Annotated in this window: 16 protein-coding genes; 13 read left to right on the top strand and 3 right to left on the bottom strand. The window is 63.6% G+C overall.

What is annotated here, in order from left to right:
• The first annotated feature begins 31 nt into the window (after positions 1–31).
• From ACQY7X_RS03895 to ACQY7X_RS03865, 7 genes are all read left to right on the top strand, one after another.
• A complete protein-coding gene (locus tag ACQY7X_RS03895) occupies positions 32–1,531 on the top strand; it encodes an AMP-binding protein (protein ID WP_428248540.1) in 1,500 nt (499 codons plus the stop codon).
• Between the two features lie 15 nt (positions 1,532–1,546).
• Entirely contained in the window at positions 1,547–2,026 is a 480-nt protein-coding gene (locus ACQY7X_RS03890; RefSeq protein ID WP_428248539.1) for an ureidoglycolate lyase, read from the top strand.
• A gap of 181 nt (positions 2,027–2,207) precedes the next feature.
• Complete coding sequence (locus tag ACQY7X_RS03885) at positions 2,208–3,317, top strand: diaminopropionate ammonia-lyase (RefSeq protein ID WP_428248538.1); 1,110 nt, start codon at positions 2,208–2,210, stop codon at positions 3,315–3,317.
• A 4-nt stretch (positions 3,318–3,321) separates the two neighbouring features.
• Positions 3,322–4,551 (top strand): M20 family metallo-hydrolase, encoded by a 1,230-nt coding sequence (locus ACQY7X_RS03880; RefSeq protein ID WP_428248537.1) that lies wholly within the window; start codon positions 3,322–3,324, stop codon positions 4,549–4,551.
• The gene (locus ACQY7X_RS03875) at positions 4,551–5,474 is read left to right on the top strand and encodes an N-carbamoyl-D-amino-acid hydrolase (RefSeq protein ID WP_428248536.1); all 924 of its coding nucleotides are present in this window, start codon (positions 4,551–4,553) and stop codon (positions 5,472–5,474) included. Before ACQY7X_RS03880 ends, ACQY7X_RS03875 begins: the two co-directional genes overlap by 1 nt.
• Positions 5,475–5,484: 10 nt before the next feature.
• Complete coding sequence (locus ACQY7X_RS03870; RefSeq protein ID WP_428248535.1) at positions 5,485–5,721, top strand: hypothetical protein; 237 nt, start codon at positions 5,485–5,487, stop codon at positions 5,719–5,721.
• Positions 5,721–7,130: an amidase gene (locus ACQY7X_RS03865; RefSeq protein WP_428248534.1), complete on the top strand. Its 1,410-nt coding sequence runs from the start codon at positions 5,721–5,723 to the stop codon at positions 7,128–7,130. Before ACQY7X_RS03870 ends, ACQY7X_RS03865 begins: the two co-directional genes overlap by 1 nt.
• Before the next feature lie 14 nt (positions 7,131–7,144).
• Here ACQY7X_RS03865 and ACQY7X_RS03860 read toward each other — a convergent pair whose 3' ends face one another.
• On the bottom strand, positions 7,145–7,882 hold the full coding sequence (locus tag ACQY7X_RS03860) for an aspartate/glutamate racemase family protein (protein ID WP_428248533.1): 738 nt from the start codon (positions 7,880–7,882) through the stop codon (positions 7,145–7,147).
• 205 nt (positions 7,883–8,087) lie between these two features.
• Here ACQY7X_RS03860 and ACQY7X_RS03855 point away from each other — a divergent pair, with 205 nt between their 5' ends.
• The 6 genes from ACQY7X_RS03855 to ACQY7X_RS03830 all read left to right on the top strand — a co-directional run bounded on the left by ACQY7X_RS03855 (position 8,088) and on the right by ACQY7X_RS03830 (position 13,986).
• A complete protein-coding gene (locus ACQY7X_RS03855) occupies positions 8,088–9,704 on the top strand; it encodes an ABC transporter substrate-binding protein (protein ID WP_428248532.1) in 1,617 nt (538 codons plus the stop codon).
• A gap of 67 nt (positions 9,705–9,771) precedes the next feature.
• Complete coding sequence (locus ACQY7X_RS03850) at positions 9,772–10,725, top strand: ABC transporter permease (RefSeq protein WP_428248531.1); 954 nt, start codon at positions 9,772–9,774, stop codon at positions 10,723–10,725.
• A 15-nt stretch (positions 10,726–10,740) separates the two neighbouring features.
• Positions 10,741–11,619 (top strand): ABC transporter permease, encoded by an 879-nt coding sequence (locus ACQY7X_RS03845; RefSeq protein WP_428248530.1) that lies wholly within the window; start codon positions 10,741–10,743, stop codon positions 11,617–11,619.
• Positions 11,616–12,686, top strand: coding sequence for an ABC transporter ATP-binding protein (locus ACQY7X_RS03840; protein WP_428248529.1), 1,071 nt, complete (start codon positions 11,616–11,618; stop codon positions 12,684–12,686). The genes ACQY7X_RS03845 and ACQY7X_RS03840 overlap by 4 nt, the downstream gene beginning before the upstream one ends.
• Complete coding sequence (locus ACQY7X_RS03835; RefSeq protein ID WP_428248528.1) at positions 12,683–13,666, top strand: ABC transporter ATP-binding protein; 984 nt, start codon at positions 12,683–12,685, stop codon at positions 13,664–13,666. The genes ACQY7X_RS03840 and ACQY7X_RS03835 overlap by 4 nt, the downstream gene beginning before the upstream one ends.
• 32 nt (positions 13,667–13,698) lie before the next feature.
• Entirely contained in the window at positions 13,699–13,986 is a 288-nt protein-coding gene (locus ACQY7X_RS03830) for a DUF1330 domain-containing protein (protein WP_428248527.1), read from the top strand.
• 12 nt (positions 13,987–13,998) lie between these two features.
• Here ACQY7X_RS03830 and ACQY7X_RS03825 read toward each other — a convergent pair whose 3' ends face one another.
• Positions 13,999–14,877, bottom strand: a complete 879-nt coding sequence (locus tag ACQY7X_RS03825) for an SDR family oxidoreductase (RefSeq protein WP_428248526.1) — start codon at positions 14,875–14,877, stop codon at positions 13,999–14,001.
• Positions 14,878–14,883: 6 nt separating this feature from the next.
• A complete protein-coding gene (locus tag ACQY7X_RS03820) occupies positions 14,884–16,077 on the bottom strand; it encodes an acyl-CoA dehydrogenase family protein (protein WP_428248525.1) in 1,194 nt (397 codons plus the stop codon).
• Positions 16,078–16,242: the final 165 nt, after the last annotated feature.

Genomic DNA, 16,242 nt, shown 5'->3' with positions numbered 1-16,242 from the left:
ACTGATAAAAAAGTGCCGGGAGCAAACGACCATGAACATCGCCACGATTCTGTCCAATGCCGCCGGGCCGTTCGGGGCGCGGCCGGCCCTGTTCCATGGCGAGCGGGCGGTGTGCAGCTATGCCGAACTGCATCGCCGGGCCGGTGCCATCGGCGGCTGGCTGCGCGGGCAGGGGATCGGGCCGGGCCAGTTCGTCGGCCTCTACATGAAGAATGTGCCGGCCTATTTCGAGGTGCTGTTCGGTGTCTGGTATGCCGGTGCCTGCGCGGTGCCGATCAATGCCAAGCTACATGCCAAGGAAGTGGCTTTCATCCTGGAGAATTGCCGCGCCCGGCTGGTTTTTGCCACCGATGACCTGATCGAGAATCTGTCCGGTGATCTGCGTGTAGTCGATCCCGCAACGAGCGACTATGCCCGCATCCTTGCCGGCGAAGCAGCGGCGATGGCGGAAGTCAAGCCCACCGACATGGCCTGGCTGTTCTATACCTCAGGCACCACCGGACGGCCCAAGGGCGCCATGCTCAGCCACCGCAACCTGTTCAACATGACGGTATCCTTCCTGGCCGATATCGATCCGGTGGATTGCTTCGATGCCTCGCTCTATCCGGCGCCGATTTCGCATGGTGCCGGTCTGCTGTCGCTGGCGCATTTCGTGCGCGGCGCGGCCCATATCGTGCCGGAAAGTGGTGGTTTCGAGCCGCCGGAACTGATCACCCTGATCAACCGCTTCCCCGGCGCGTCGCTGTTCGCCGCGCCCACCATGTTGAAGCGCCTGGTCGACTCACCGGCTGTTGGCGAATTGAAGGCACAGCATATCGATCAGATCTTCTATGGCGGCGGGCCGATGTATGTGGAGGACCTGAAGCGCGCCCTGGATCGCCTCGGCCCCTGCCTGTGGCAGCTCTATGGTCAGGGCGAGGCACCCTGCACCATCTCCTACCTGCCGAAACACCTGCATCTCGATACCGGCGATGGCCGGCTGGAACAGCGGCTGGCTTCCGCCGGCATCGCCCGCAGCGGCGTGCAGATGCGCGTGGTGGATGGCGATGACCGTGAATTGCCGCCGGGCGAGACCGGCGAAGTGGTGGCGCGCGGCGATGTGGTGATGGAAGGCTACTGGGCCAACCCGGAAGCCAGCGCCAGCACCTTGCGCAATGGCTGGCTGCATACCGGCGATGTCGGGTTCATGGATGAGCATGGCTTCCTGACGTTGAAGGACCGCGTCAAGGATATGATCATTTCCGGCGGCTCGAATATCTATCCGCGCGAGGTGGAGGAGGTGCTGCTGCTGCATCCCGCCGTGCTGGAAGTCAGCGTCATCGGCAAGCCGCATGAAGATTGGGGCGAGGAAGTGGTGGCCATCGTGGTGCCACGGCCCGGCCAGACTATCGGCGCCGCTGATTTGGACCAGCTTTGCCTGGATAACATCGCCCGTTTCAAGCGGCCCAAGGCCTACCATATCGTCGAGGCGCTACCGAAGAACAATTACGGCAAGATTCTCAAGACCGAGTTGCGGAAGCTCTATGGTTAGCGGTTAACTGGGGCGATGATCACGCTGAAGCCCCAGCCGCTCACCGCCGCAGCCTTTGCGCCCTACGGCCATGTCGTCACCATGCCTGCCGATCATCGGCGGATTTACTTTGGCGACCTGATCGAGAATCGCCGGCCCGGCGTGCCGCTCGGCTTGTCCTATTCGGTAATGCACGGCGTGGAACTGCCCTGCCGGCTCACCCTGTTCGAGCGCCACGAATTCTCGGCTCAGGCTTTCCTGCCGATGAATGGCACGCGCTACCTCGTCACCGTCTGCCCGGATAGCGGCGCCGGGCGGCCGGATCCGGCGCGCGCCATCGCCTTCCTGGCCGGCCCGGATCAGGGCATCATCTATGGTGCCAATATCTGGCACCACCCGATGACCTCCTTAAGCCCGCGCGGCGAATTCACCGTGGTGATGTGGGCCAACAACGACGCCCAGGATGAAGAACTGGTGCCGCTGGATATCGAGATCCAGGTCGGTCTGCCTGATTAGACCCGGCCTGATTAAATATTGGGCGGTGATTGATTCTACCTGTCAAAACATAGAGGGCGTCATACCCGCGCAAGCGGGTATCGCATTTGTCAAAGCAGCAATGGGACCCTCGCTTTCGCGAGGGTGACAGGAAAACGCCACAGCAATTGTATGTTGGCAAACAAATTGCTTAACCTCGGGCATGGTCACCTGGTTCGAGAATCCCCGCCGTCTTGCCGAGGCCTATCCGTCTGGCCTGCAGGCGATCCAGTCGCACGCGGCCCTGGCCGAGGCACGACAGGTCATTGCCGCCTGGCCGGGCTATGCGTCGACGCCCCTGCGCAACCTGGATGTCCTGGCGCGTGCAGAGGGCTTCGCATCGATCCACTACAAGGATGAAGCCGGGCGCTTCGGGCTTGGCAGCTTCAAGGCGCTGGGTGGTGCCTATGCCGTCTGGCGGCTGTTGCAGAAGCGGGGCGGGAGCGGCAAACGCATCACCGTCACCTGCGCCACCGATGGCAATCATGGCCGTTCGGTTGCCTGGGGTGCGCAGAGCTTCGGCTGTGCCTGTGTCATCTATGTCCATGCCACGGTCAGCCAGGGCCGGGTCGATGCCATCGCCCGCTATGGCGCCGAAGTGCGCCGCGTTGCCGGCAACTATGATGATGCCGTGCGTCAGGCGCAGCGCGATGCTGATGCCAATGGCTGGTTCGTCGTTTCCGATACATCCTATCCCGGCTATCGCGATGTGCCACGCGACGTGATGCAGGGCTATGGCGTGATGGCTGCCGAAGCCTATGAGCAGATGCCCCCCGCCGAGTATCCCACGCATGTTTTTGTGCAGGGCGGCGTCGGCGGTCTGGCGGCGGCAGTGCTGGCCTATCTCTGGCAGCGTTTCGGTGCGACCCGGCCGCGCTTCGTGGTGGTGGAGCCGGAGCGCGCCGCCTGCCTCTATGAGAGTGCGCGTGCCGGCCATCCGGTGGTGGTGCCGGGTGATCTGGATACAGTGATGGCGGGCCTGGCCTGCGGCGAAGTCTCGGAACTGGCCTGGGAAATTCTCGATCCCGGCGCCGATGGCTTCATGATGGTGCCGGACGAGGCGGCGCTGGAGCTGATGCGCCGGCTGGCGGCAGCAGGCGTGGTGGCCGGTGAATCAGCGGTAGCCGGGCTGGCTGGGGCGCTGGCGGCGCGGCAGGCCGGGCTGTTCGGCCTGGATGCCGCCTCGCGGCTGCTGGTTTTCGGTAGTGAGGGCGCCACCGATCCGGCATTGTATCGCCAGATCGTCGGGCGGAGCCATGAGGACGTGAGGTGAGGGCATGAGCACGGATCTACGCATCAACGGCGCGCGGTTGTGCCAAAGGCTGGAGGAATTGGGCCAGATCGGCGGCCTGCCCGGGGGCGGCAATGCCCGGCTCGCCTTCACCGATGAGGACAAGCAGGGCCGAGACCTGGTGTCCGGCTGGATGCGCCAGCTTGGCCTGGACGTGACCATCGACAAGATCGGCAACACCATCGGGGTGCGCAAGGGCCTGGAGCCCGGCGCCCCAGTGATGACCGGCTCGCATATCGACACCGTGCGCACGGGTGGCCGCTATGACGGCAATCTCGGCGTCATTGCCGGCCTGGAAGTGATCGAACGGTTGAACGAGGCCGGCATCACCACCCGCCTGCCGCTGGCGGTGGCGTTCTTTTCCAACGAGGAAGGTGCGCGCTTCCATCCCGATATCATGGGCAGCATGGTCTATACCGGCCAGCTTGACCTCGATCATGCCTATGAGGTGGTTGGTATTGACGGCAAGGTCTGCGGCGATGAACTCAAGCGTATCGGCTATTGCGGCCCGGCCGAACCGGGCTGGCTGAAACCCCATGCCTTCGTTGAATTGCATATCGAGCAAGGCCCGATCCTGGAGGCCGAGGGCCTGGTGATCGGGGCCGTTGATGGCGTGCAGGGCATTTCGTGGACGGAAGTAACTGTCGAAGGCGTGTCCGCCCATGCCGGCACCACGCCGATGCGGCTACGGAAAGATGCCGGCTACGCCGCCGCCGAGATCGCGGTGTTCGTACGCCAATTGACGCGGGAATTGGGGGGCGGCCAGGTCGGTACCGTCGGCCGCATGGAATTCCGCCCCGGCATTACCAATGTTGTGCCGAACCGCGCGGTGATGACGGTTGATATCCGCAACCCTGACGAAGCCGTATTGCAGCAGGCGGAAGCCAGATTGTTCGCCTTCCTCGATAAGATCGCCATTGCCGAGGGGGTGAAGATTTCCACACGGCCGCTGGCGCGCACCAAGCCGATAGTTTTCGCATCGCATATGATCGACATGGTGAGCGAGATTGCCGGTGATTTCGGCTACAAGGCGCGCCGCATGACCTCTGGCGCCGGTCATGATGCACAGATGATGGCGACACTCTGCCCCACCGGCATGATCTTTGTGCCAAGTGTGAACGGCCTCAGCCACAATGTGAAAGAGCATACCGAGCCGGCCGACCTGGAAGCCGGTGCCAATATCCTGCTGCGCATGATGCAGCGCCTGGCTGCCTGATGCCGCGTCCGCTTACCGTCGGGGCCGCGCAGCTCGGGCCGATCCAGCGGGCGCATGGCCGCGCCGAGGTGGTGGAGCGTCTGATCGCGTTGCTGCGCGAAGGCCATCGCATGGGTTGCGAGCTGGTGGTGTTTCCCGAACTGGCGCTCACCACCTTCTTTCCACGCTGGTTCATGGCTCAACAGGCCGAGGTGGACGGCTTCTTCGAGGCCAGCATGCCGGGGCCGGAGACGCAGAAGCTGTTCGACGAGTCGAAGCGGTTGCGGGTAGGCTTCTATCTCGGTTATGCCGAGATGGCTGGCGACAAGCGCTACAATACGGCCATCCTGGTCGAGCGCGACGGCAGCATTGTCGGCAAATACCGCAAGGTGCATCTGCCCGGCCATGCCGAGCATGAACCCTGGCGCCAGTTCCAGCATCTGGAAAAGCGCTATTTCGACGAAAGCGATACCGGCTTTCAGGTTTGGCGCGCTTTTGGCGGCATCATCGGCATGGCGATCTGCAACGACCGCCGCTGGCCGGAAACCTACCGCGTCATGGGTCTGCAGGGGGCGGAGATGATCCTGCTCGGCTACAACACGCCGGTGCATAACCCGCCGGCACCGGATCATGATGCGTTGTCGCTGTTCCATAATGGTCTGGTGATGCAGTCCGGCGCCTATCAGAATGGCTGCTGGGTGGTGGGCGTCGCCAAGGCCGGCGAGGAAGAGGGCGTGCCGATGATCGGCGGCAGCCAGATCGTGGCGCCGTCCGGCCAGCCGGTGGCGCTGGCGCGCACCGAGGGCGACGAACTGATTGTTGCCTGCTGCGACCTCGATGCCGGCTTGAGCTACACGTCGACCACGTTTAACTTTGCCCGGCACCGGATGCCGCAGCATTACGGGTTGATCACCAGCCGCAAGGGGGCTGAGCTGCCCCCATGATCAGTTTGGCATGAAGAAGCTTGCTATGAAGAAGGGCGCCATGAAGAAGCCGGATAAGAACCCGCTGCCGCCGACACTCGTCGCCGCCATGTTCAACGAAGCCGGCGTGCTGCTGCGCCCGGGCCGCTCAAAAGCTATCGGCATGGCGCTGGCGCCGGCGCTGACCCGCTTCCGCCAGCTCGCTGCCAAGCTGCCGATGGAGGCCGAGCCTGGCCTGTTTCCGGTCAAGAAGCCGGGAGCCAAGTGATGAGCCAGGATCCCGCCCTGCTTTCACTCACCGATGCCGTTGCCGCGCTCAAATCCGGCAAGGTTACGTCGCAGGCCCTGGTCGAGGCCGCGCTGGCGCGTGCCGCTTCCTGGCAGCCGAAGGTCAATGCCTTCATCAAGCTTGAGGCTGAGGCTGCGCTGAAAGCCGCCAAGGCCGCTGATCGCGCCCGCAAACGTGGTGCTAAACTCGGGCCGCTCGCCGGCATCCCGCTGGCGCATAAGGACATGTTCTATCGCCAGAACCAGGAAAGCTCCTGTGGCTCGGCCATCCGCCGCCACTGGAAGGCGGACAAGACCGCGACCGTGCTGCAGCGGCTGGATGCTGCCGGTGCGCTGGATCTGGGCCGCCTCAACATGGCGGAATTCGCCTTCAATCCCACCGGACACAATTACCATTATGGCCATGCCGGCAATCCATGGAATCCGGCCCGCATCACCGGCGGCTCTTCCAGCGGCTCGGCTGCGGCGGTGGCGGCGCGGCTGGTCTATGGCGCGCTTGGCTCCGATACCGGCGGCTCGATCCGCGAGCCGGCGCATCTCTGCGGCATTGTCGGCATGAAGCCGACCTGGGGCCGCGTCAGCCGTTATGGCTGCATGCCGCTGAGCTGGTCGCTGGATACTATCGGCCCGATGACGCGCCGCGTGGCCGACAATGCCTTGATGCTGAAGCTGCTCGCCGGCGCTGATCCGAATGATCCGACGGCGGCGCTTGAGGCCGTGCCGGATTATGTCGCGGCGGCCAAGCCGGGCAGCCTGCGTGGCTTGAAGCTGGCGGTGCCGCGTGCCTTCTTCTGGGACAAGATGAGCAAGCCGAGCGGCCAGGTGCTGGAACAGGCGATTGCCACTTTCTCGAAGCTCGGCGCCAAGATCATCGAGATGACGCCGCCGGACATGGACATGATCACGGCGGCGGCGAATATCGTGATCTCCACCGAAGCCGCGTCGATCCATGGCCCCTGGCTCAAGACCCGTCCGCATCTCTATTCCGATGCCATGCGGGCCCGCGTCGAGAATGGCCTGGCGCTCAGTGCGGTGGATTACGCCGATGCGCTGCGCTGGCGTTCGATGGCGATTGCCGGCTGGCTCAAGGCCATGAATGGCGCCGATGCGGTTTTCGCGCCCGTGGTGGCCGCTGCCACGCCCAGCATCGCCGAAACCGATCTCGCCGGTCGCCCGGAAGCCGCCAAGCTGATCGCCTCGCTCACGCGTCTGGTGCGGCCGATCAATTATCTCGGGCTGCCGGGTCTCACCGTGCCGGCCGGTTTCATGCGGGGGCGCATGCCGGTGGGCTTCCAGCTTGTCGGCCTGCCCTACGGCGAGGCGACGCTCTATCGCTTCGCCGGTGCTTTCGAAGCCAAGGTGCCATTCCACGAGGAAGTGCCGGCTTAGGAAGCCGCACCAGCCTACGAAGAAGTACTTGGCTGACCAATCAGGGCTGAAAGTTCGGCGCTGAGATTGCTGGTGGCAATCGGGCCGCGCCAGGCTGACTGCCGGCTGCCGGCTGCCGCCTCGGCCATGCGGATCGCCGGAGTCAGGCCGTCGATCACCGGCACGCTGATGCGTGCTGCCAACGGCTCGATCTGGCCCACCATGCCGGCGCCGCCCAGCACGATGAGTTCGGCGCCATCTTCCGTGATGGCCTTCACGGCGGCCTGATAGATCGCCTCGCGCGCCGCTTCCGGCCTGGCGCCGATCTGGCCGCCATCGGCTTCCAATACGCGCACGCTGGCTAGCTGCTCAGCCAGTCCCAGGGAAGCTGCGTATTCGGTCAACATCGGCCCCCAGGCAGCGCCGCCGGTGACAATGGAGAAGCGCCGGACCTGCGCGGCGGCGGCGCGGCAGCCGGCCTCCGCCATGCCGAAGCAGGGAATGCCGGCCACATCCTTCAGGGCGGCTAGGCCGGGATCGCCGAAACAGGCCAGCACCACGGCATCGATCTTGTCCTGGCCATAGGCTGCAAAGGCATCCAACACGGCATGGCCGGCAATGGCATAGGCGGCGCGGCTGGCAATGACTTCGGCACCGAAGCGTCCGGTCACCGGGATGATCTCGGTATCGGGCCGGGCAATGCCGCGCGCCGCCAGAGCAAGGCGGTCGGTCATGGCTTGGCTGGTATTGCCGTTCAGCAGCAGGAGGCGCATGCCGCAATCATCCCGGATGCCGCTTCGCTATTCAACTAACGGCTAAGGTATATGAAGGCGTGTTGCTGCCCAATAAATAGGCTGGCGCTGGGTTGTTTGTGTGCCGATGGCTTCGCGTCCCCCGCATCTCCTTGGAATCCCGCGTATCAGTTCCGTGGCATGGAGTTTGCGATGCAGCAAACACCATCCACTGCAGGATCCTTCCATGGCCCGCCCAACCTCCTTCTCCCGCATGTTCAGCCTCGTTGCCGCCACGGCACTGACTGGCCTTGTCGCCACTGGCGCCTTCGCCCAGGGCACCTTGCGCATCGGCATGACCGCATCCGACATTCCGCTCACCACCGGCCAGACCGATAATGGTGGCGAGGGCATGCGGTTCATGGGCTACACGGTCTATGACTCGCTGATCAACTGGGATCTCTCCAGCTTTGATAAGCCCTCCGACATCGCGCCTGGCCTGGCCGAGAGCTGGAAGGTGGATGCCACCGACAAGACCAAGTGGACCTTCAAGATTCGTCAGGGGGCGAAGTTCCACGATGGCAGCGAATTCACCGCCGAATCCGCGGTGTGGAATTTCGAAAAGCTGCTGAACAAGGACGCGCCGCAATTTGATCCGCGCCAGTCGGCTCAAGGCCGCTCGCGTATTCCCGCCATCGCCAGCTACAAGGCGGTGGACAAGTACACCCTGGAAATCATCACCAAGTCACCGGACGCGACGCTGCCCTATCAGCTGGCCTGGATCATGTTCTCCTCGCCGGCGCAGTGGGAGAAGGTTGGCAAGAGCTGGGATGAATTCGCCAAGACCCCGTCGGGTACCGGCCCGTGGAAACTGGCAGCCTTCGTGCCGCGTGAGCGTGCCGAACTGGTGCCGAATCCGGACTACTGGGACAAGAAGCGGGTGCCGAAGCTGGACAAGCTGGTGCTGCTGCCGCTGCCGGAGCCGAATGCCCGCGTCGCCGCTTTGCGTTCGGGTCAGGTCGACTGGATTGAATCGCCGGCCCCGGATGCCGTGCCGTCGTTGAAGAATGCCGGCTTCACCATCGTCACCAATGCCTATCCGCATAACTGGACCTGGCATCTCTCGCGCGCCGAAGGCTCGCCCTGGAACGATATCCGCGTGCGCAAGGCGGCCAATCTGGCGGTGGATCGCCAGGGCCTGAAGGAACTGCTTGGCGGCCTGATGATTCCAGCCGAAGGCTTCTATCCGCCGGGCCACCAGTGGTTTGGCAACCCGACTTTCAAGCTGAAGTATGACGTGGCGGCCGCCAGCAAGCTGATGGCCGAGGCCGGCTATTCCAAGGCCAAGCCGCTGAAGACCAAAGTGCTGATCTCGCCCTCGGGTTCGGGCCAGATGCTGCCGCTGCCGATGAATGAATTCGTGCAGCAGAACCTCGCCGAAATCGGCATCCAGGTCGATTTCGAAGTGGTGGAGTGGAACACGCTGATCAACATCTGGCGTGCCGGCTCGAAGCATGAGAGTTCGCGTGGCGGCACGGCGATGAACTACACGTACTTCATCCAGGATCCGTTCACCGGTGTGATCCGTCACCTGCAGTGCAATTTCGCGCCGCCGGCCGGCACCAACTGGGGCCATTACTGCGACCCGGACATGGACAAGCTGTTTGATCAGCTGCGCACCACCTTCGATCCGGCGGAGCAGACCAAGGTGATGCAGAAGGTGCACGAGAAATACGTTGATGACGCCATCTTCCTGATGGTGACCCATGACGTGAATCCGCGCGCCATGACCAGCAAGGTGAAGGGCTTCGTTCAGGCGCAGAACTGGTTCCAGGATCTCACCCCGATCACCATGACCAAGTAAGCCTCCACCCTGTGGCGGCTGGAATACCAGCCGCCACAGGGAAAATGCGCCCCACGCAGGAGTATCCATGCTGCTCTTTGCCCTGAAGCGACTGCTTTATGTGCTGCCCGTGGCTTTCGGCGTCAGCATCGTCTGCTTCCTGCTCGTGCATATCACGCCGGGCGATCCGCTTACCGCCGTGTTGCCCACCGATGCCTCAGCCGAAGTGCAGGCGCAGATGCGGGCCTTCTATGGTTTCGACAAGCCGTTGCCGGTGCAGTATTTCATCTGGCTCGGCAAGGTGTTGATCGGTGATCTGGGCAACTCAATCGCTTCGGGCCGGCCGGTGCTCACGGAAGTGATGCGCGCGGTCAGCAACACTCTGATGCTGGCCATGGTCGCCACCATGATCGGTTTCTTCTTCGGCTGCCTGTTCGGTTTCGTCGCTGGCTATTTCCGCAATTCGCCGCTCGACCGCATCGCTTCGGCACTTTCCGTACTCGGTGTCAGCGTGCCGCATTACTGGCTCGGCATGGTGCTGGTGATCTTCTTCTCGGTGCAGCTCAACTGGCTGCCCTCCACCGGCGCCGGCCCCGGTGGCTCCAGCGAATGGAAATGGGATTGGGAGCATATCCGCTACCTGATCCTGCCCGCCGTCACCATGTCGGTGATTCCGATGGGTGTGGTGGCGCGCACGATCCGGGCCTTGGTGGCGGATATACTGTCGCAGGATTTTGTGCAGGCCCTGGCCGCCAAGGGCCTGGGCGATGGCGGCATATTCCGCCATGTGGTGAAGAATGCCGCGCCTACGGCGCTTGCTGTGATGGGCCTGCAGCTTGGCTATCTGCTTGGCGGTTCGATCCTGATCGAGACCGTGTTCGCCTGGCCAGGCACCGGCTTCCTGCTCAATCTCGCCATCTTCCAGCGTGATCTGCCGCTGCTGCAAGGCACCATCCTGGTGCTGGCGATGTTCTTCGTGCTGCTCAACCTGCTGGTCGATGTGCTGCAGACAGCCTTCGATCCGCGTATCCAGCGAGGCTGAATCGTGGCGGTGGGGGTGATCGATTCCGGTGCGAAGGTGCAGCCCATAGAAGTTTCGGAAGGCTATTGGCGCGGCGTGGCACGCCGGCTGATGCGCGATCCGGTGGCAATGGTGGCGCTGGGCGTGATCGTGGCGCTGGTGCTGATGGCGATTCTCGCGCCGCTGATCGCACCGGCTGATCCGTTTCGTGGTTCAATGTTGCGTCGCCTGCGGCCTATCGGCACGCCCGGTTTCCCGCTTGGCGCCGACGAGCTGGGCCGCGATATGCTTTCGCGCCTGATTTATGGCGCAAGGCTGTCGCTGTTCATGGGGGTCACACCGGTGCTGATGGCCTTCGTGCTGGGCTCCAGCCTCGGGATTTTCGCCGGCTTTGTCGGCGGCAAGATCAACACCGCGATCATGCGCACCATTGATGTTTTCTATGCTTTCCCTTCGGTGCTGCTCGCCGTGGCGCTCTCTGGTGCATTGGGTGCTGGCCTCACCAATGCGCTGGTCTCGCTCACCATCGTATTCATCCCGCCGATTGCCCGGGTGGCGGAAAGCGTCACCACGCAGGTGCGCAACCGCGATTATGTGGAAGCGGCGCGTGCCTCGGGGGCCGGTGGCTTCACTATCGTGCGTGTGCATGTGCTCGGCAATGTGCTGAGTCCGATCTTCGTCTACTCCACCAGTCTGATCTCGGTGGCGATGATCCTGGCTTCCGGTTTGAGCTTCCTCGGCCTTGGCGTGCGGCCGCCTGAGCCGGAATGGGGCCTTATGCTGAACACGTTGCGTACCGCGATCTATGTCAATCCGATGGTGGCGGCCTTGCCTGGCGTGATGATCTTTATCACGTCGATCTCGTTCAACATGTTCTCCGACTCGCTGCGTTCGGCGATGGATGTGCGCGCATGACCGATCAGCCGGAACTGACCCAGGCAGATGCCCTGCATCATCCCGAGGATCGCGGTGGCCCGCGCCAGCCACTGCTGAGCGTGCGTGGCCTGATCAAGCATTTCCCGGTTGGAAAAGGTTTGTTCGGGCGTAACAAGACCGTTGTGCGCGCCGTCGATGGCGTAGATTTCGACCTGATGAAGGGCGAAACGCTTGGTATCGTCGGTGAAAGCGGCTGCGGCAAATCCACTACTGCCCGGCTGCTGATGCATCTGATCGAGCCGGATGCCGGCCGTATCGTGTTTGACGGTGAGGCATTGGGCGAGGAACTGGCGCTGACGGATTTCCGGCGCCAGACCCAGATGGTGTTTCAGGACAGCTACGCCTCGCTGAACCCACGCCTGACCATCGAGGACTCGATCGCTTTCGCGCCCCAGGTGCATGGTGTGTCGCGCCGGGAAGCCCTGGCGCGCGGGCATGATCTGCTCAACCGCGTCGGCCTGGAACCGCGCCGTTTCGCGGGCCGTTATCCGCATGAGCTTTCCGGTGGCCAGCGCCAGCGCGTGAATATCGCCCGCGCCCTGGCCCTGGAGCCGCGCCTGGTGATCCTGGATGAAGCGGTCTCGGCGCTGGACAAGTCGGTCGAAGCCCAGGTGCTGAACCTGTTGCTCGATCTCAAGGATGCTTTCGGCCTCACCTACATCTTCATCTCGCACGATCTCAACGTGGTGAACTTCATTTCCGATCGCGTGATGGTGATGTATCTCGGCAAGGTGGCTGAAATCGGCCCCTCGGAGAGCCTGTTCGCGGCGCCGAGCCATCCCTATACGGCAGCTCTGCTCAATTCCATGCCGGCGATGGACCCGGACAACCGCACCATGGAAGCACCGCTTTATGGCGATCCACCGAATCCGATCGATCCGCCGCCGGGCTGCCGCTTCCATACCCGCTGTCGCATCGCTGCCGATGTCTGCACAAGCATCGTGCCGAATCTGGCCAATGTAGCTGAGCTGCACGAAAGCGCCTGCCTGGCACGTCAGGCAGGCAGCGGCCATCCCCAGGCGGCAGCAATCGAGGTGGCGGCATGAACACCGAAGCCGTTGTCGATATCCGTGATCTCACCGTTACCTTCACTGGCGGGCGTGGAGCGGTGAATGCGGTGAATGGGGTCAATCTGCAGGTGAAGCGCGGCGAGGTGGTGGCGTTGCTCGGTGAATCCGGCTCGGGCAAGAGCGTCACCCTGCGCTCGCTGCTGCGGCTGCATCCCGAGAAACGCACTCGTATCAGTGGCGGCCTGACCGTGCTGGGCCAGGATGTGATGGCGTTGAAGGGTGCGGCGCTGACCGGGTTTCGCGGCAAGACCGTGTCGATGATCTTCCAGGAACCTTTGCTGGCACTCGATCCGGTCTACGCCGTGGGCCAGCAGATTTCCGAGGCGATCCGCAAGCATGAGCCGAAGGTGAGCCGCGAGGATGCTGAGAAGCGGGCGCTGGAGGCGTTGAAGCGGGTGAGGATTCCATCGCCGGAACGCCGCCTGAAGGCCTTTCCGCATGAAATGTCGGGTGGTATGCGCCAGCGCGCCATGATCGCCCTGGCGCTGGCCTGCAATCCACAGGTGCTGCTGGCCGACGAGCCGACCACGGCATTGGATGCCACGGTGCAGATTCAGATTCTGCTGCTGCTGCGCGAGTTGCAGCGCGAACTCGGCCTCTCGGTGATCCTGGTGACCCATGACATCGGCGTGGCGGTGGAGGTGGCGGATCGTATCGCGGTGATGTATGCCGGCCGCATCGTCGAGACCGGCCCGGTGCGCGACGTGATTCGCAATCCCAGCCATCCCTATACCAGGGGCCTGCTGGCGTTCCGCGCGCATGGTGCCATGAAAGGCGCACGGCTGGATGCCATTCCCGGCGCACCGCCCGATCTGGCCAAACTGCCGCCGGGCTGTGCTTTCGCGCCGCGCTGCAAGCAGGCCGACGAGGGCTGCGGTAGCACCCAACCCGAGCCGGTCCAATTGGGGCTGGAGCATTGGGCGCGCTGTCTCAAGCTGGCCCAGGCCGCCGAATAGCGCTAACCTCCGGCGATAAATCGGAGGAAACCATGGCTGCCTATATTCTTGCTTTCATCGACGTGACCGACACCGAAGCCTATGAGCGTTACAAGCAGCTTGCGCCCGGCGCCATCGCTGCCGGCGGCGGCAAGTATCTGGTGCGTGGCGGGGCTGTCGATGTGCTGGAAGGCAAGCATGATGGCCGCCGCGTCGTGGTGCTCGAATTCCCCAGCACGGAAGCCGCCAAGGCTTTCTATGATGGCGAACTCTATGCCAAGGCCCGCGCTGCGCGTGCCAATGCCGCCAAGGGTGATTTCCTGCTGGTGCCCGGCATCTGACCTGAAGCGGATTTAATCCGGATCAACCACCCGCGTCGCTTCGCGGAACCATTGCGGCTTGTCGGTGGTCCAGGTCTCGCCCCAGAGATTGCCGCCGCCACTGATCTCGATGGTCTCGCCGGTGATGAAGCCGCCGGCCGGGCCGCCGACGAACAGCACCGCTTCCGCGACCTGCCACGGGCTGCCGGCCATCCGCATCGGGTTGACGTTCTCATAGCGCTTGCGCACATGCGGCTGGTAGACCTGCCAGCCTTCCGAGCGGATGGTGCCGGGCGCAATGCAGTTGACGCGGATGCCAAGCGGCGCCCATTCCACCGCCACCGCTTCCGAAAAGGCCTTCACACCGGCCCGCGCTGCCACGGTGTGGGCCACATTGTGTAAACCACGCGGCGATACCACGATGGTGACAATGCTGCCCTGCCGCTGCGCATCGCGCCAGCGCCGTGCAGCGGTCTGCATGGCGTTGAACGTGCCGGTCAAATTGGTGTCGATCACCGCGCGCCAGCCTTTTTCGCTGTAGTCGATAGCGGCTTGCGGGAATTGCCCGCCGGCGGAATTCACCAGCAGGTCAGGCGGCGTACCCCAATGGCTGGCCGCCTGGTCGAACATCGTCTCCACGCTGTCGCGCTGGCGGATATCCACGGCCAAAGCCAGGCAATCGAAGCCACGCGCCTGCATTGCCGCTGCCGCCGGCTCCAGTCGTTCCAGCCGCCGTCCGGCGATCGCCACACGCGCGCCCAGCCGCGCCGCCAGCCAGGCCGTGGCGCGACCGATGCCGCCGCCGCCGCCGGTAACCAGCAGGGTGCGGCCGGCCAGGCTGCCGGCAGCCAGATTGGTCGGATGCGCCGCGAGGTCGTCGTCGGACAGGCGGAGCGGGGCCTCGTCGGTCATTGCGGCTCAGCTTTTCAGGATTTCGCCGGCGATGATCAGCTTGCGCACCTCGGTGGTGCCGGCGCCGATTTCCAGCAGTTTGGTGGAGCGGAACAGGCGGTTGATCTCGGCTTCCCAGATATAGCCGCTGCCGCCATGGATCTGTACGGCATGATCCAGCACGCGGTTCATGGTATCGGCGGCATACATCACCGAAGCGGCGGTCAGTGCATGGATGCTGCCACGGCCGCCGCCGCCGACTTCCAGTTCATTGGCTTCCATCAGCACGCGGTAGGTGAAGCTGCGCATGGTTTCCACCATCACATACATTTCCGCCACGCGGCTCTGCACCATCTGGAATTCGGCGATGGCCTTGCCGAACTGCTTGCGGGTGCGGGCATAGTCGATGCTGATTTCCAGCGCGCGTTCGGCAATGCCGAGGCAGATCGGCGCGATCATGGCACGCTCAAGATCGAGGCCGCTCATCACCACGCCGACGCCGCGATTCTCGCCGCCGACCATATTCTCCGCCGGCACACGGCATTCGTCGAATACCAGCTCGGCGGTCTGGCTGCCGCGGAAACCCATCTTCACCAGCTTCTGCGCCACGCGGAAGCCGGGATAATCCTTCTCCACGATGAAAGCCGAGATGCCATGGGCGCCGGCGCTCGGGTTGGTCTTGGCATAGACCAGCAGCACATCGGCGACCGGGCCGTTGGTGATATAGATTTTGCCGCCATTCAGCACATAATGATCGCCGTCGCGGCGCGCCGTAGTGCGCATCGAGCCAAGTGCATCCGAGCCTGCGCCCGGCTCGGTGAGCCCCAGCGTGCCGGTCAGGCTGCCATCGCAGAGGCCCGGCAGGTATTTGCGGCGCTGCGCATCATTGGCATTGCGGTAGATATTGTTGAGGCAGAGATTCTCATGCGCCACCCAGCTCAGCGCCAGGGCGTGGTTCCAGCGTGAGAAGGCTTGCAGGATCAGGCCGCTGGTCATCAGATCGGCGCCAACGCCGCCGAATTCAGGATCGACGGTGATGCCGAAATAGCCGGCCTTGCCCAGTTTGGCAAAGGCATCCGCCGGCCACCATTCCTCATTGTCCATGCGTGCGGAAAGTGGATACAGCTCCGCTTTGGCATAGCGGTCGGCGGCATCGAGCACGGCGCTCTGGTCTGCTGAGAGCGCGAACTGGGCGGCGGCATTCGGCAAGGTGGTGGTCATGTTTCCCGGCTTTCGCTTGGCGCGTTATGATGAATTGCGTTCATTAGAAACGCGCTCCTTTGCCCTGTCAATGCCAGCAAGGTGGCGGCAGGGTGGCAATCCGGCCTGATGAACCGCGTTCGCTTAAATCGTTGACCAATGGCCCGGCAGAGGGCTAGATCATGG

This window comes from Ferrovibrio sp. (genome assembly GCF_965278975.1).
In the GTDB taxonomy this organism is placed as follows: domain Bacteria; phylum Pseudomonadota; class Alphaproteobacteria; order Ferrovibrionales; family Ferrovibrionaceae; genus Ferrovibrio.
Note: the sequence above shows the minus strand (reverse complement) of the source record. Positions and strands in the feature narration are given on the sequence as shown.

Bases quoted from the DNA above. Each gene is read 5' to 3' on its own strand.
- ACQY7X_RS03835 (WP_428248528.1), top strand. From the start codon at position 12,683: ATGAACACCGAAGCCGTTGTCGATATCCGTGATCTCACCGTTACCTTC.
- ACQY7X_RS03895 (WP_428248540.1), top strand. From the start codon at position 32: ATGAACATCGCCACGATTCTGTCCAATGCCGCCGGGCCGTTCGGGGCG.
- ACQY7X_RS03825 (WP_428248526.1), bottom strand. From the start codon at position 14,877: ATGACCGACGAGGCCCCGCTCCGCCTGTCCGACGACGACCTCGCGGCG.
- ACQY7X_RS03860 (WP_428248533.1), bottom strand. From the start codon at position 7,882: ATGCGCCTCCTGCTGCTGAACGGCAATACCAGCCAAGCCATGACCGAC.
- ACQY7X_RS03830 (WP_428248527.1), top strand. From the start codon at position 13,699: ATGGCTGCCTATATTCTTGCTTTCATCGACGTGACCGACACCGAAGCC.
- ACQY7X_RS03855 (WP_428248532.1), top strand. From the start codon at position 8,088: ATGGCCCGCCCAACCTCCTTCTCCCGCATGTTCAGCCTCGTTGCCGCC.
- ACQY7X_RS03890 (WP_428248539.1), top strand. From the start codon at position 1,547: ATGATCACGCTGAAGCCCCAGCCGCTCACCGCCGCAGCCTTTGCGCCC.
- ACQY7X_RS03880 (WP_428248537.1), top strand. From the start codon at position 3,322: ATGAGCACGGATCTACGCATCAACGGCGCGCGGTTGTGCCAAAGGCTG.
- ACQY7X_RS03820 (WP_428248525.1), bottom strand. From the start codon at position 16,077: ATGACCACCACCTTGCCGAATGCCGCCGCCCAGTTCGCGCTCTCAGCA.
- ACQY7X_RS03865 (WP_428248534.1), top strand. From the start codon at position 5,721: ATGAGCCAGGATCCCGCCCTGCTTTCACTCACCGATGCCGTTGCCGCG.
- ACQY7X_RS03870 (WP_428248535.1), top strand. From the start codon at position 5,485: ATGAAGAAGCTTGCTATGAAGAAGGGCGCCATGAAGAAGCCGGATAAG.
- ACQY7X_RS03850 (WP_428248531.1), top strand. From the start codon at position 9,772: ATGCTGCTCTTTGCCCTGAAGCGACTGCTTTATGTGCTGCCCGTGGCT.
- ACQY7X_RS03885 (WP_428248538.1), top strand. From the start codon at position 2,208: ATGGTCACCTGGTTCGAGAATCCCCGCCGTCTTGCCGAGGCCTATCCG.
- ACQY7X_RS03875 (WP_428248536.1), top strand. From the start codon at position 4,551: ATGCCGCGTCCGCTTACCGTCGGGGCCGCGCAGCTCGGGCCGATCCAG.
- ACQY7X_RS03840 (WP_428248529.1), top strand. From the start codon at position 11,616: ATGACCGATCAGCCGGAACTGACCCAGGCAGATGCCCTGCATCATCCC.